Annotated in this window: 9 protein-coding genes; 5 read left to right on the forward strand and 4 right to left on the reverse strand. The window is 63.5% G+C overall.

Features of this window, described 5'->3' with window-relative positions; translation table 11 throughout:
* The 3 genes from HNO80_RS15170 to HNO80_RS15180 all read left to right on the forward strand — a co-directional run.
* The coding region (locus HNO80_RS15170) for an aldolase/citrate lyase/malate synthase family protein (protein WP_502707868.1) at positions 1-470 on the forward strand (470 nt) is incomplete at its 5' end.
* A gap of 46 nt (positions 471-516) precedes the next feature.
* Positions 517-1,338 carry a fumarylacetoacetate hydrolase family protein gene (locus tag HNO80_RS15175; RefSeq protein WP_175323688.1) on the forward strand — a complete coding sequence of 274 codons (822 nt, stop codon included), beginning with the start codon at positions 517-519 and terminating at the stop codon, positions 1,336-1,338.
* Positions 1,339-1,451: 113 nt separating this feature from the next.
* Positions 1,452-2,438, forward strand: coding sequence for a DUF808 domain-containing protein (locus HNO80_RS15180; protein WP_175323689.1), 987 nt, complete (start codon positions 1,452-1,454; stop codon positions 2,436-2,438).
* Here HNO80_RS15180 and HNO80_RS15185 read toward each other — a convergent pair.
* Together HNO80_RS15185 and HNO80_RS15190 are read right to left on the reverse strand one after the other, a co-directional pair.
* Complete coding sequence (locus HNO80_RS15185) at positions 2,435-3,052, reverse strand: hypothetical protein (protein WP_175323690.1); 618 nt, start codon at positions 3,050-3,052, stop codon at positions 2,435-2,437. The genes HNO80_RS15180 and HNO80_RS15185 overlap by 4 nt on opposite strands.
* Entirely contained in the window at positions 3,049-4,131 is a 1,083-nt protein-coding gene (locus tag HNO80_RS15190; protein WP_175323691.1) for a zinc-binding dehydrogenase, read from the reverse strand. The genes HNO80_RS15185 and HNO80_RS15190 overlap by 4 nt, the downstream gene beginning before the upstream one ends.
* Before the next feature lie 263 nt (positions 4,132-4,394).
* On the opposite strand from HNO80_RS15190, the gene HNO80_RS15195 reads away from it, so the two are divergent.
* Positions 4,395-6,134 (forward strand): ABC transporter ATP-binding protein, encoded by a 1,740-nt coding sequence (locus tag HNO80_RS15195; RefSeq protein ID WP_175323692.1) that lies wholly within the window; start codon positions 4,395-4,397, stop codon positions 6,132-6,134.
* Positions 6,131-8,155 carry an ABC transporter ATP-binding protein gene (locus HNO80_RS15200; RefSeq protein ID WP_175323693.1) on the forward strand — a complete coding sequence of 675 codons (2,025 nt, stop codon included), beginning with the start codon at positions 6,131-6,133 and terminating at the stop codon, positions 8,153-8,155. The genes HNO80_RS15195 and HNO80_RS15200 overlap by 4 nt, the downstream gene beginning before the upstream one ends.
* Before the next feature lie 122 nt (positions 8,156-8,277).
* Here the strand turns inward: HNO80_RS15200 and HNO80_RS15205 are convergent, their stop codons facing one another.
* On the reverse strand, positions 8,278-10,422 hold the full coding sequence (locus tag HNO80_RS15205; protein WP_175323694.1) for a KAP family P-loop NTPase fold protein: 2,145 nt from the start codon (positions 10,420-10,422) through the stop codon (positions 8,278-8,280).
* A 307-nt stretch (positions 10,423-10,729) separates the two neighbouring features.
* A complete protein-coding gene (locus HNO80_RS15210; RefSeq protein WP_175323695.1) occupies positions 10,730-14,716 on the reverse strand; it encodes a helix-turn-helix domain-containing protein in 3,987 nt (1,328 codons plus the stop codon).
* Between the last annotated feature and the right edge of the window lie 13 nt (positions 14,717-14,729).

Consider the following 14,729-nt stretch of genomic DNA (forward strand, 5'->3'; position numbering starts at 1 on the left):
TGGTCGAGTCCGCCGTCGGCATCGAGGAAGCCAACCATATCGCCAAGGCCCAGGGCGCGTTCCGGCTGGCCTTCGGCTCCGGTGACTTCCGCCGCGACACCGGCATGGCGGCCACCCCGGAAGCGATGGCCTACCCGCGCGCCAAGCTCGTCGTCGCCAGCCGCGTCGGCAACCTGCCCGGGCCGATCGACGGCCCCACGGTCGGCACCAACCACCCGATCCTGCGCGAGCAGAGCGGCATCACGGTGATGATGGGCATGACCGGCAAGCTCTGCCTCGCGACCGACCAGACCAACGTCATTAACGAGGTCATCAGTCCCACGCCGTCCGACGTCGCCTGGGCCACCGACTTCATGGCCGACTTCGAAGCCAACGGCCGCGTGATCCGCGACGGCTCCGACCTGCCGCGCCTGGGCCGCGCCGAGAAGATCATGAAGCTCGCCGCTGCCTTTGAGGTGCAGCCCCTTTGACGCGCAGCCCCTGCAAGTAGCTACCACGATCAGGAAGAGACACCGAATGGCCTACGCAAACTACCGATACAAGGGTCAGAACTTCATCGGCGAAGTTCACGGCGACCACCTCGTCCCGCTGGACGGGCTCACCGACGTCGGACCGGAAACATCAACAGATCTCCTTGCCAGGGCCGCCCGTCTCGCCGAATCACGGGTGGCCCTGGCCGACGTCACCCTGCGCGCTGCGTCGCCGAGGGCCGGAAAGATCCTCTGCGTCGGCCTGAACTACAAAGACCACGCCGGCGACGCCAGCACGGCCGCCTTTCCCGTCCTCTTCCCCAAGTACACGTCCACCCTCGTCGGACCCGACGACGACATCATCTTGCCGCCGGAATCCAGCCAGGTCGACTTTGAGGGCGAGCTCGCCGTCATCATAGGCAAGACAGGCCGGCGCATCGCCGAACAGGACGCCACGGGCCACATTCTGGGCTATTGCGTCTCCAACGACGTCACCATGCGCGACTTCCAGAACAAGTCGCACCAATGGCTGCAGGACAAGGTCTGGGACGACACCACCCCGCTTGGGCCCTACATCGTCACCCCTGCAGAAGCCGACATCAGCAAGGCAGGCATCAGCACAACCCTGAACGGGCAAGTGGTCCAGGAATCTGACCTCTCCCACCTGATCTTCAGCATCCCCGCACTCATCGCCACCATCTCGGAATTCACCACACTCGAGCCAGGTGACGTCATCCTCACAGGCACACCAGCGGGGGTCGGGTACCGCCGGGAACCCCCACTATTCCTCAAGGACGGCGACACCATCACCGTGGCCGTGGAAGGAGTCGGCAGCATCACCAACACCGTCAGGGCAGAAGCCGCCTGACCCACACGAGTCGACGGGCTGCCCGCCGCATATAATTCGAGCATGCCGATCACGCGCCCTGACCAAGGCACCTTCGTCCAGCCGTCCGCCCTCAACCAGTACGGACGCGGGCTGTGAGCGGCGGTCTCGTCGCCCTGCTGGACGACATCGCAGCCCTGGCCAAGATTGCGGCCGCCTCGGTGGACGACGTCGCCGCCGGAGCGGCCAAGGCGGGGGCCAAGGCCGCGGGCGTGGTCATTGACGACGCCGCCGTCACCCCGCAGTACGTCTCCGGCGCGGACCCGTCCCGCGAACTGCCGATGATCAAGCGGATCTTCTGGGGCTCGCTCCGGAACAAGCTGTTGATCATCCTGCCGGCGCTGCTGCTCATCAGCGCCTTCATCCCGGGGGTCATTCCGTTCATCCTCATGGCGGGCGGCACCTACCTCTGCTACGAGGGTGCCGAGAAGGTCTGGCACAAGCTCCGCGGACAGCACGACGCCGAAGAAGACACGCCGGCGGTCGACCGGGGGCCGGAGGCGGAGGCCAAGGTCACCAAGGGCGCCATCACCACCGACTTCATCCTCTCCTGCGAGATCATGGTCATCGCGATGAATGAGGTGTCCGCCGAGTCCCTGTGGGTTCGGGCCTCCATCCTGGTCGCAGTGGCGATCGCGATCACGGCGGCCGTGTACGGCGCCGTCGCACTCATCGTCAAGATGGACGACATCGGCCTGCACCTGACCACCAAGGACTCCGCGGGCTCCCAGCGCTTCGGCGAGCTGCTCGTCCGGGGGATGCCCGCCGTGCTGACCACGATCACCGTTGTCGGGACGGTCGCCATGCTGTGGGTGGGCGGTCACATCATGCTGCAGGGGGCCCACGACCTCGGCTGGCACCTGCCCTATGACCTGGTCCACGCCCTCGAGCACCCGTTTGCCGGGATCCCGGTGGTGGGCGGCTTCCTGGCCTGGCTCGTGAACACCCTTTGCTCGGCCGTTCTTGGCCTTGCCTGGGGCCTCGTCGTGATGGCGATCGTGCAGCCGCTGCTCAAAGTCCTGCCGTTCGGCAAGAAGAAGGCCGGGCACGAAGAGGGCGACGTCCACGCCGCCGTCGACTAAGAATCGCCCCGGAGTTCGTGGGCGAGCTGGCGCAGCGCCATTCGACGGATGAGGGAGCTGAAGGGACCGACGAACGCCCAGTAGCGGCGGAACCGGCGGCGGCTCTTCTCGTCCCTGATGGCGACGCGCGTCTCAACTGTCACGATCGAGGAGCCGGCCCCGTAGGGATCAATCCTCAAGCCGGCAGCGATCTTGGCGTAGCCCGGCTGGTTGAAGCCGGCGAACTGCTCGGGGGTGGTCGGGACATCCGCGGAGGCCGCGACCGACTTCCACGGCCGGCTCACCTGGCCCAGGACCATTTCCGCCCCCGGGGTCTCACCGAGCAGGATCCAGCCCAGACCGACCATGTCCTTGAGCCGGAACGTTCCCCGGGCAGCTGTGGCACCTGGTGTCCTCCCGCGTCCCCTCACGGTATCTGCCACACGTTCGGGCAGTGCCCGGAGGCCGAGCAGGGCCCGGGCCAGCGGTGCCCGGAAGAGGTCCATCTCGCGGGCCGCCTCGTAGCACTCGGCAGGGGGTGCCCGGAAGACGTCTGCGTGCACGATGGCGAGATCGTATTCCGGCAGGAACTGGTCCAGGAGCAGCGGAGCGCCGGCTGCACCGTTGCTTGTCATCCCTCGGCGGCTTCGGGCGGCGAAGCGATCAGGACGAAGGCCCCGACGGCGTCGCCGCCCTCCAGCAGCCTGTGGGCCCGAGCCGCCTCCGGCAACGGGAGGCGGCCGGCGATCACGGGGCGGATCCGCCCGGCCTCGAGCAGCTCGTAGAGGGTGGCCCAGGCCGCCAGCAACGGACGACGGTCAAACCGCCAGAGCCCGGTGCTGTAGGACCGGATCCTCGCCCCGCGCCCAGCCAGGTTGTGGCGCACCGCCCGCAGCAGCAGGCGCAGGGTCCTTCCCGGGCTTCCGGGATTGGCGTACTCCACCAGCACACCCTCGGAACGGAGCACCGCCAGGGCCGGCTCCACCCACTCGCCGCCCACGCCGTCGAGCACCGCGTCCAACCCGTCAGGCTCGAGACGCCGAACGGCGTCCACGACGTCCGCACCCCGGGAGCCGAGGGGCACCACCCCGTGGTCGGCGAGCCAGGGGTGCTTCGCGGCGTCGGCGGCCCCGTACATCTTCAATCCCAGCAGCTGACCGAGCTGCACCATGGCCGTGCCGATCCCGCCCGCGGCCCCGGTGACCAAGACCACCTGCCCGCGCCGGATCCGGGCAACACGGGAGAGTGCCTGGTGGGCAACCAGGTAGTTGAGTGCCACCGTCACCACCTCACCCGCATCCAGGCTGGCGGGGATCCGCATCATCGGGTGCCGGCGCACGAAGACGTACTCTGCGTATCCGCCCGTCTCCGTCAGCACCACCACCCGATCCCCAGGTGCGACGGCGGTGACGCCCTTCCCCACCGCGTCCACAACGCCGACCGCGGTGTAACCGGGTGTGAACGGGAACCGCGGCGGATAGGTCGACAGTCCTTGGCGCATCTGCACATCGACTGCACTCACGCCGCAGGCCTCGACCCGGACCCGCGTCTCACCCCTTCGGGGTTCCGGCAGCTTGTGGCGCACGACCTCCAGCACCTCCGGACCGCCCGCCCGAACCGCGACCACGCTGCGGTACTCATCGGGAACCAGCCGACGCGCTGCGGAGTGCGGCGGGATCGGGCGGATCCCGGCAAATGCCCGTACAGCTGCCATGCGAACCTCCAGGAGCACGATTTAAGGAGCGAGAGGAAAGAACCAACTACGTGGCTCCCCTCCACTGTCACAACTCCCGGAGGCGCAGACTAGGGCCGTTCGCCTCGCACGCAGATTTCGGTGCAGGCAGGCTCCTGACCCACGCAGGCAAGCGCCGGGCGTCGGAACGGATTCGCCCTCAGAGGAACCCGTTCCGCTCCCAGCATCCGGACGTAAACTGGCGTTCGAATCACCGTGCGTGAACTAGAGACCGTGGAGACCGGATGCTCTGGAAACTGCTCGTCGAATACCTGAGGCCGCAGCGGCGCCTGCTGCTCGCCGTCGTCGTCTTCCAGCTGGCGGCGTCCATCGCCTCGCTGTACCTGCCCACCCTGAACGCGGACATCATCGACCAGGGCGTGGCGCGCGGGGACACCGACTACATCATGCGCACCGGCGGCGTGATGCTGATGATCACGCTGCTGCAGATCGCCTGCACCATCGCCGCCGTCTACTTCGGCGCGAAGGCCGCAATGGCGCTGGGCCGGGACGTGCGCGGCGCGATCTTCACCCGGGTGGCGGAGTTCTCCGAGCAGGAAGTGACCCGGTTCGGCGCGCCCAGCCTGATCACCCGCTCCACCAACGACGTCCAGCAGGTCCAGCAGCTGGTGCTGATGTCCGCCACGCTGATGGTCACCGCCCCCATGCTGAGCATCGGCGGCGTCATCATGGCCGTGCGCCAGGACGTGCAGCTCTCCTGGCTAATCGCGGTCAGCGTACCGGTGCTGCTCATCGCTGTGGGCCTGATCGTCACCCGGATGGTGCCGCTGTTCCGGCTGATGCAGACCCGGATCGACACGGTCAACCGGGTGCTGCGCGAACAGCTCACCGGCATCCGCGTGGTCCGCGCGTTCGTCCGGGAGGACATCGAGACCGCCCGCTTCGGCCGCGCCAACGAGGACGTCACGGACACCGCGCTGCGGGCCGGCAGGCTGATGGCGCTCGCGTTCCCCACCGTGATGCTGGTGCTCAACGTCTCGTCCGTGGCCGTGATCTGGTTCGGCGCGTTCCGGATCGAGGACGGCTCCATGCAGGTGGGCACCATGATCGCGTTCCTGAGCTACCTCATGCAGATCCTGATGTCCGTCATGATGGCCACCTTCATGGCCATCATGATCCCGCGCGCCGCCGTCTCCGCAGACCGGATCGGCGCGGTGCTGGGCACCGAGTCCAGCGTCCGGCCGCCCGATCACCCGGTCAGCCTCTCCGGCCGCGCCGCCCGCGGCGAGCTGGAGATGCGCGACGTCGGATTCGCCTACCCGGGTGCCGAGGCGCCGGTCCTCTCGGACGTGGACTTCACCGCCCGCGCCGGGCAGACGACGGCGATCATCGGGTCCACCGGTTCGGGCAAGACCACCCTGGTGAACCTGATGCCGCGGCTCTTCGACGCCACCTCCGGCTCGGTGCGGATCGACGGCGTGGACGTGCGCGAGCTGCACCCGGACCTGCTCTGGGGGCACATCGGCCTGGTCCCGCAGAAGCCGTACCTGTTCTCCGGCACGGTCCGCAGCAACCTGCTCTACGGCAAGCCCGACGCCACCGAGGACGAGCTCTGGCGGGCGCTGTCCATCGCGCAGGCCGAGGATTTTGTCCGCGAGATGGAGGGCGGGCTGGACGCGCCCATCTCGCAGGGCGGCACCAACGTCTCCGGCGGGCAGCGGCAGCGGATCGCGATTGCCCGGGCGCTGGTGAAGCGTCCCGAGCTCTACATCTTTGACGACTCGTTCTCCTCGCTGGACACCGCCACGGACGCCCGGCTGCGCCAGGCGCTCCGGCAGCACACCGCCGGCGCGACGCTGGTGATCATCGCCCAGCGGGTCTCCAGCATTGTGGACGCGGACCAGATCCTGGTGCTCGACGACGGCCGGATCGTCGCGCACGGAACGCACGAGGAGCTGCTGGAGACCTCGCCGACGTACAACGAAATTGTGAACTCCCAGCTCGCGGCGGAGGAGGCGGTATGAGCAAGGTCGAGTCCCAGACGCCCGCTTCGGGCGCCGGGGGGAAGCCGACCGCCGGTGCCGCCACGGAGGCGCCCCTGCGGATTCCGCGACCGCGCGGCGGCCCCGGCCACGGCGGCCCGTTCGCCGGGATGAACATCCCGGCGGAGAAGGCGATGAACTTCTGGCCGTCCGCGAAGCGGCTGCTGGGCGAACTCCGGCCCGAGCGGATCTGGCTGACGCTGGTACTCATCCTCGCCGTCGTGAGTGTGACGCTGTCCGTGATCGGGCCGCGGCTGCTGGGCGAGGGCACCAACCTGATCTTCGCCGGCGTCGTGTCCAAGCAGCTCCCGGCCGGGGTGAGCAAGGCGCAGCTGATCGCGCAGCTGCGGGCCGCGGGGGAGAACCAGAAGGCGGACATGCTCAGCGCCATGGCGCTGACGCCCGGCACCGGGATCGACTTTGCCGCGCTGTCCTCGGTGCTGCTCTGGGCGCTGGTGCTGTACGTGCTGGCCTCGGCGTTCATGTGGATGCAGGCATACATCCTCAACGGCGTGGTGCAGCGGACCGTGTACCGGCTGCGCGAGCGGATCGAGGCGAAGATCAATAGGCTGCCGCTGCGCTACTTCGACACCGTGCAGCGCGGCGAGCTGCTCAGCCGGGTGACCAACGACGTCGACAACATCTCCCAGAGCCTGCAGCAGTCCATCAGCCAGGCCGTGACCTCGGTGCTGACCGTGGCGGGTGTGCTGGTGATGATGGTGATCCTCTCGCCGACGCTGGCCATCATCGCCCTGGTGACCATCCCGCTGACCCTGGTGACGACGACGGTGATCGCCAAGCGCTCGCAGAAGCTGTTCGTGGCGCAGTGGAAGAACACCGGCGAGCTGAACGGTCAGATCGAGGAGACCTACACCGGGCACGCGCTGGTGAAGGTGTTCGGCCGGCAGCGCGAGGTGGAGGAGACGTTCCGGCAGAAGAACGTGGAGCTGTACCAGGCCAGCTTCGGCGCGCAGTTCATTTCCGGGCTGATCATGCCGGCCATGACGTTCATCGGGAACCTGGTCTATGTGGGGATCGCTGTGGTGGGCGGGTTGCAGGTGGCCTCCGGGGCGATGCAGCTGGGCGACGTGCAGGCGTTCATCCAGTACTCGCGGCAGTTCACCCAGCCGCTGGCCCAGCTGGGCTCGATGGCGAACCTGCTGCAGTCCGGCGTGGCCTCCGCCGAGCGGGTGTTCGAGCTGCTGGACACCGAGGAGCAGTCGGCTGACCCGGTGCCGGCCGTGGCGCCCGACGACGGGCGCGGACGGCTGGTGTTCGAGGACGTGTCCTTCGCGTACTCCCCGGACAAGCCGCTGATCTCTTCACTTTCATTGGTTGCAGAGCCTGGTCAGACCGTGGCGATCGTGGGGCCCACCGGGGCGGGCAAGACCACGCTGGTGAACCTGATGATGCGCTTCTACGAGCTCGACGCCGGGAAGATCACGCTCGACGGCGTGGACGTCGCGCTGATGTCGCGGCACGAGCTGCGCTCGCGGATGGGCATGGTGCTGCAGGACACCTGGCTGTTCGGCGGGACCATCCGGGACAACATCGCCTACGGCCGGCCTTCGGCGACCGAGGCGGAGATCCTGGAGGCGGCAAAGGCGACGTACGTGGACCGGTTCGTGAAGTCCCTGCCGCAGGGTTACGACACGGTGCTCGACGACGAGGGCGCGAACGTTTCGGCGGGGGAGAAGCAGCTGCTGACCATCGCCCGGGCGTTCCTGGCCCGCCCGTCCGTGCTGATCCTGGACGAGGCCACTTCTTCCGTGGATACCCGGACCGAGGTGCTGGTGCAGAAGGCCATGAGCGCGCTGCGCTCGGACCGGACTTCGTTTGTCATTGCCCACCGGCTCTCCACAATCCGCGACGCCGACCTCATCCTGGTGATGGAGGCCGGCCAGATCGTGGAGCAGGGAACGCACGCTTCACTGCTGGAGGCCGGCGGGGCGTACGCCGCGCTGTACGAGGCCCAGTTCGCGGCGCCGGTGGCGGAGGTTTAGGAGACGCGGCCAAGTGGCTGTTCTGCTTCTACTCGCGAGATCACCTCAAAGTCTTAAGGCGAGACGGGGCACCCAACTCAACTCGCCTCAAGTCTGGTGGACGTAAGTGTAGGGTCCGGCGTTTACTCCTGCTGAGTCCGGAACGACTGAAGAATGCGCGCAAAACTTTCAAGCACAATCTGCGTTCGCTCACCGAGTGTTGGATGGCTACTGAAGCGGGGCCGCGTCGACGGGGAAGCATTGGAATTCAGGATGTCACCTAACTCTTCGGCCACCCGTTCAATGCCTAGGAGGGAGTCGATGCTTTCTGCTTCCAATTCCCCTACGCTTATCCACTCCTCCTGACCGTCGCTGCCCCTGCCAATAGGAGTCATTGCGGCGAGTATCTTGGCAATGTTCCATATGCCGCCACTCTCTATGCGCCCCCAAAGGAAGTCTTTGGCGTGCTGGTCCGAAGTCAGATCGCGAAGGGCCCAGACAGACCGGAGTGCTTCCTCGAACTCGGTATCACTAGTAGTTGCGTGCAAGCTCATCAGGTGATCCTCGATTCGATCAGCCACTATCGACTTGGCATCCTCGAACCAATCCGGCTTATTTTCATGAAGCGGCTCCGAGCGGAGTATCTGGCGCATCAAGTCGCATACGAGTGCGAGGCCGGATTCCGTTTCGTAAATAGTCTTGACGACGGTGAGAGCATGTTCTGGAGCCGACAACATTAGCTGCTCGGCAAGGCCTAGAACGGGCCACGAGGGTCGGGCAAGAACCCCCGTTTCCTTCGCGGCTATAGCTTTGTAGTTTGCTCCAAGTACCTGCATGAGTCCCTCAACCGGCAGTGTTGAGTCGGCCCCGTGGCGCATGATCTTTGCAATTACTAGTGGGGCATTGTCCACAAGCTTGGCAGTGACGGCCTCCGTCGCGGCTGATGGCCGGGATTCTCGGAGTTCGCGGAGACACTCAAGGATTACACTTTCGGATATATCGCTCTGCGGAACTCCCGTCTGGGTGTACCGGTAGAAGTAGTCCGGGTGGCCGACGCCTTTGCGGTTGGAGATATCCGTTCTGGCTGCAGCGCCGTACTGCATGTTGTCCCTTGCGCTTCGGAGCGGCACGAACAAGTCCGCCAGGAGCTCTACTATCACTGTCGGGTATCGGGCATCGGCAGCTTCGATATAGCCTAGCCAGCGCTCCCAGCACTGCTGATGTGTTTCCGCCCTGTCGCGCCGCAGTACACCGCCTGCAGTAGAAAGAAGCTCATCGGAATGCTCTTCCACGAGGCCGTATACAGAGGGTTCGAAGGTCCGGAGGAAGGTCATGAGGACAAAATCGACAAAGTCGACTTCGCCGGCGACGTCGTTCCAAGTTGCGTCGACCTGAGTGAAGAGCCGCTTGGCTGCACGAGGCTGAATGATGTAGCGGTCAAGGCACTTGCGCCACGAGCGGCTTAGCCTTTCTTCGTCCTGATCGTTGAGCTGCAGACCATGACTGGAGAGAACTTCCTGAAGGACCGTGTTAACCAGTGCCATGCGGTCGTCTGGGAGCATAGAAGGTATGTCCAGGCGTAGCTGAATCATCTTCTCCATATACTCGCGTGCCCGACTTTTCTCGTCAGCAACCAATCCGGTTCTCATTAGGACATCTTGAAGAGTTCTTTCGTCGTATGACAGCAAGTAATACACGTTGGGCAGTCGCCCAAGAAGGCGCACAAGCTTGAACGTCATGAGCAGCTCATCGGGGCCGAGCCGGTCCAGATCGTCAATCAGGACGAGGACCGGCGTGTCCAGGTCTTGGAGAAGTCCGGCGGCTTGTGTACGCAGCTTTTCAGGGCTGCGGTCCCCGCTGACTAAGTCCGCGAAGAGCTGCATTGGACCGGTAAGGTCCGCCCCCGCTGCACTGGCGATGGAGCCCAGCGGTGCAAGGCGTGAGATCCACCCCCCAATCGCCACTCTAGCGCTCTCTGCCCCGGAGCCTTCGGGAAGCGCTGCCCTGATCTCTGAGAAGAAGGCAGGAACCGCTGTTTCCATCGTGGCATATGACCAGGGGTTGTACTTGGCCACTCGCCATTGCGTATCCCGCGCGAGGGCGGCTTCCACCTGATTTAGGAGCGTGGTCTTCCCACTTCCCCACGGGCCCACTAGCGCGGCTACAGCGCTAGGCGTTCTCTGGCGGAGAATGTTTAGTGAGGACACGATGCGGTCAACAATTTTTTTCCTACCGAGACTGTCGACATAATCCCCGACGATGGGGTCGTCTCCATAAAGTATCGACACAGTTATCAATCCTTACCATAGATTTGCTGTTCATGGTTTGGCGATTCGCAGGAAGCGCAAAGCGTCTTAGCCGCCAGCCGCCCCGGCGAGAAATGCCAACAATATAGCAGGAAGGTCTGCAAATTAACATTGCGAATTTCTCAAGGGCTGTGTGTGCTGCCTTCAGTACCGCGATGATCTGCTCTCAGAAATGCAGGAAGCACACCTTCCGCTCACAAAGTCCAATGAACATTCCCGAGGAAACCGCTGAAGCGTGCTTCAGTGGTGACGTTTATGCAAATATCCCCAGACTTCGTGAATATTCCAACTATCCGTCGTCTGCCAATCGTTCGGCCTCGTCATCGTTCCGCTGGGCCTCACGGCGGTAGTCCTCGGCGATGCCGCGGAGAACTCGGGCCGTTCGGGGCCACTTAGTGGATATGCTGTCTGCCATCTCTCGGTAGTGAGACTCGAGCTGACGTTCTTGTTCTCCTCCGTCGAAGACGCCCCTGGATGTGACTCCGCGCCGATTCACTTTTCCGATGTGCAGGCCTGTTTCGAGCCGGTGGCTGCCGATGGTCTCAATGAGGTCACGCACTGGTTCAACTGGCCAAACTCCGTCGGTGCCGACCGGACTCGCAGCGAGGACTTCGCCGATTTGCTCATCTCCAATGGAGGATCGACCGCTGTCGGAGAAGGCCAGACGTGCCGATCGTACCCATTCCGTTAAGAGCTCAGGGTCGATGTGGCCGTCCCTCAGCTGCCCAGGAAGTTCGCGCCAACTACGGAGGACACTGAATGCGCGGTGCGCATAAGCCTTCTCCTGAGCACTACTAGTGCGCGGCCCCTCGCCTTCGGCTCGGAAGAGCGCGCAAACCATTTCCACGAAATTTTTCGAGTCTCTTCCGAGCGCTCGATAGAGGGCTGTAAATGGGTGATCGTCGTTCAACAATTCGAAGAAAGTGAACTCGTATAGGACCAGATCGGGATCTTCTGGCGCCACCTTCTCTAAGTACTCAAGCAGTTGTCGGATGTAGTAGCCGCTCATGACTCGATCGGCGATGGGTTGCGAAGAGTGGAGAACGCCAGAAACGGCCTCCTTGAGGGCGGCGACGTCTAAGTTGCCGGCCTCTTTGAGTGAGTTCGCCAGCGTCGTGACGGCTTCCCAGGGGCGCCCGTGTTCCTTTAGAAGGCGTGCGGCCTCTAGTCGTTCTTCGGGGCGAGCCCGATAAACCTGCACGCCCTTCCAGTAGGCAGCCTGCAGGGACCCGTCCCATCCAGAGATGTCATCCCAGAATTTCTTCTCAAACGGGACGCAACCCATTAGCGCTTCAGCACGCTCCGACCGCTGAAGGGCGGCGCTGGAGAGAATGGACTTCAGCCACGGGATGCCGTTCTGCTCTATCGACGTACTCGCGAAGGCTGAGGCAGCTAAACGAAGATTCGGGTTATCAGAGTCGAGCCAGCCCAGAACGTGCTGCTCCGCTACGCCCGCCATGGCTGCCATCATGTGGCCGATAGCGTGCGGCATCTGCACATCGGTGATCAGTGCTTCGAGGGCTTCATTTCCCGCGGCAAGTGTTTCTCTCAAGGCTTCAACCCGGAGGCGTTCGATTTCAGTTGCGTACCCGGGATCGTTTCGCTTGAAGTTCTCGATCCTCGGAGTGAAGCTGAAAACGAAAGAAAAACGCCGGGGGTCTTTGGTCGGCTCCAAATGGAAAGCGATCGCCCGAAATTCTGCGATTTCATGAGGGGCGAGAGTCCATTCAGCTTGGGAAAACTCATCATGTCGGTCGGCCTCTGCTGTGAGCGCTTCCCATACGCTGAAGCGTTCATTCTCGGACCAGGTCGCGACGGTGACAATTTGTCTTAGCGTTTCCAGCATCTGCTTCCGTTCGGTGGCAGGGAGTTCGTCGAGCTGAGGCACGAGTTGCTTCCAGCGGTCCGCAGAAGTTCCTGCCGCGTCTACAGCGAGACTAACCAAATCCCGCACGAACTTTCCCCATTCGGTAATTGCCACGCTGTGGATGGCTGGCATCCAGTCGCGATAGACCGGAGAAGCAGGCTCTAGAGTTGAAGAGTGGTGAGTTGGCCACACAGACAGCAGAAGATTCCAGCCCACCTCCGAGTTGTTCCGCAGGAGACGACGGATAACTTCAATCTTGTCGTCACCCCGCCCGCCGCTCTGGCGTATCCATCCAAGGGTAATCTTCTGGAGGCTTTCCAGAGGGCGGTTGCTGAGCCGACCGCCAGGGTCGATAGTGGCCAGTTGGCCCAGGAGATCGGCTGCTGTACCGAAGTAGAGCGGAGACCAGCAAACAGTTTCCAGCGCCCAAAGTAAGCTCGGATGAGGAGAAGACGGACCGAAGCTTTCGTCCGCTTGACCGTCACGAAACATCGTTCGAAGCACCGGGGCTGGACGGCGTAGGTCAGCTTCAACGGCCATGAGGAACGTATCTGGTGACGCTTCGGCCAGCAGGGGCAGAACCTGACTGAGTCTTTCCCAAACCTCGCCCGTGGGGTCGCCGTTGGCGGCGTTGAGGAGGGCGTGTACAACTGGAGTTACAACTTCACCCGGCCGGATCCCAGCCAGTTCAACGTCGGATGACGCTGCCAACGCAAGGCCCCTGCTGAGCCCCTTTCTGGCTGTCTCCGAAACTGTTCCAATGCCGGCACCGGCAGATGTAGTCAGGCGCTGCACCGTGTCCATGCCCCTGAACGGATCAGGCTCCAGTAGCGCCTCGTTCAAGACATCGCGCCATCGAGCAAGATCCAGGCCAGTGAGTCGAGGGAGCAGTAGCTGAGCAGCCTCTTCGGGGGAGGTGAGACGCCACTCTCCCGCGGAACGAGTAAAAGGGGCATCAGCTCGGCCCGAGAGGCTGATGAGGAGTCGCTCAACTTTATCGGGGTCCTGCTTGGTCAACTTCTCGACCACCTCCAAGTCCTTGGGCGCTTTGGTCCAGGATCCAAGTAGTACGAGGGGAGCAAGGATTGCCACATGATCGTGATTTTTTGCCCAACTTGGCGCCCGCATGATGCCACCTCGGACGATCCGTCTTAGGAGGGCTGGCATGCTTCGCCGGGCAAGTGCAACAAACTCATCTACTTCCTTGGAACTCGGCCGCTTTTCCCTTTCGGCTGTCTCCGCCACCGAACGTAAGACCTCGGTGGCTGCGACTCGGTCTACCTTCGGGAGTTCGATTCCGTGCCTCACATTGCGAACGATATCGCCAGGCCCAGCGAGCAAGATGATCCGATGTCCCCGGGTGGCTGCCCTGTTAAGGCTGACTTGCTCTCGGAAGTTGGGCACAAGTATCAGAGGCGCGGTGGACTCCGAAAGACGATGCCATGCCTGCAGGTCACTAACAACCACTGTGCGGTGCAACAGTGCGCTTTCTTCCTTAAGGGCCGCGAAGATGAACGCCAGAGTCTCCTCATCCGATGAGGACTGAAGGGAGATGGGCAAACCCTCGGAGTCAGCGCCCGTGAGAAGCGAACGTAACAGGTCCGCTTCGGCTGACCGTCCAGCCAGGAAGAAGCCGTGAGGAAGTCGCGGCTCCGTACTATCGTGGAACGCTGACCACCAAGTTTCGATAGTTTGCGCGTCGCGTGGCCGGTATCCGAGGCGCTCTGAGATCCAGTAGTGAACCGAAGGCGTATGCAGAAGCCAGCCCTCTAGAACGTGCGCATCGATAACTTTGACCCCGGCGAACTTGTTCTCAGTGTCCTTTTGCCTAGCCCACGCCTTCCCGCTTGGCCAGTTCTTCGGTGTGGCAAATATAAAAAACGTTTCCCCGTCGTTCGGCAGAGCGAGAACACGTTTGTCGAAATCGGATTGTGCTTTCTGCTTCGGATTGTGGTCCGTGCCGAACTCAAAGCGCAGTTCGCCGGCTGGGAGGTAGGTTGAGCCCTTAGAGGTTGCTGTTCCGTCCCAACCCGGGGCTGCGGTGCCCTCATGAGCCCTGACGTCGAGATTTGTAATGCCTGGCGTTAGGGCGAGCAGCCTTCGCATCAATTCGGGAAATGTGCCCTTAGCATCCTCGCGTGGAGCCCACGCGTTCAGATCGTTTGCCGTCACCAGCTCTGGCCCGTCCGTGCGAAGCGACGGGGCGACGGGTGCGGTCGTCGCTCCCCGTTCCTTCTGCAAGCGGAGCACCTCCTCGCGCGCAAAGCGGTGTCCTCTCGCCCCGGGGATTTTTGCCGACACGAGGACCCCCGCCTTTACCCAGTTCCTGATCGTATTCTCGTGCGCACCAAGGAGCTTGGCCGTTTCACGCACGTTCAGGTACGGTTCTTCGCCTTGTCCACTAGTCATAACAAAACTGTAT

The sequence above is a fragment of the Arthrobacter sp. C9C5 genome (genome assembly GCF_013359735.1).
Taxonomy (GTDB): domain Bacteria; phylum Actinomycetota; class Actinomycetes; order Actinomycetales; family Micrococcaceae; genus Arthrobacter.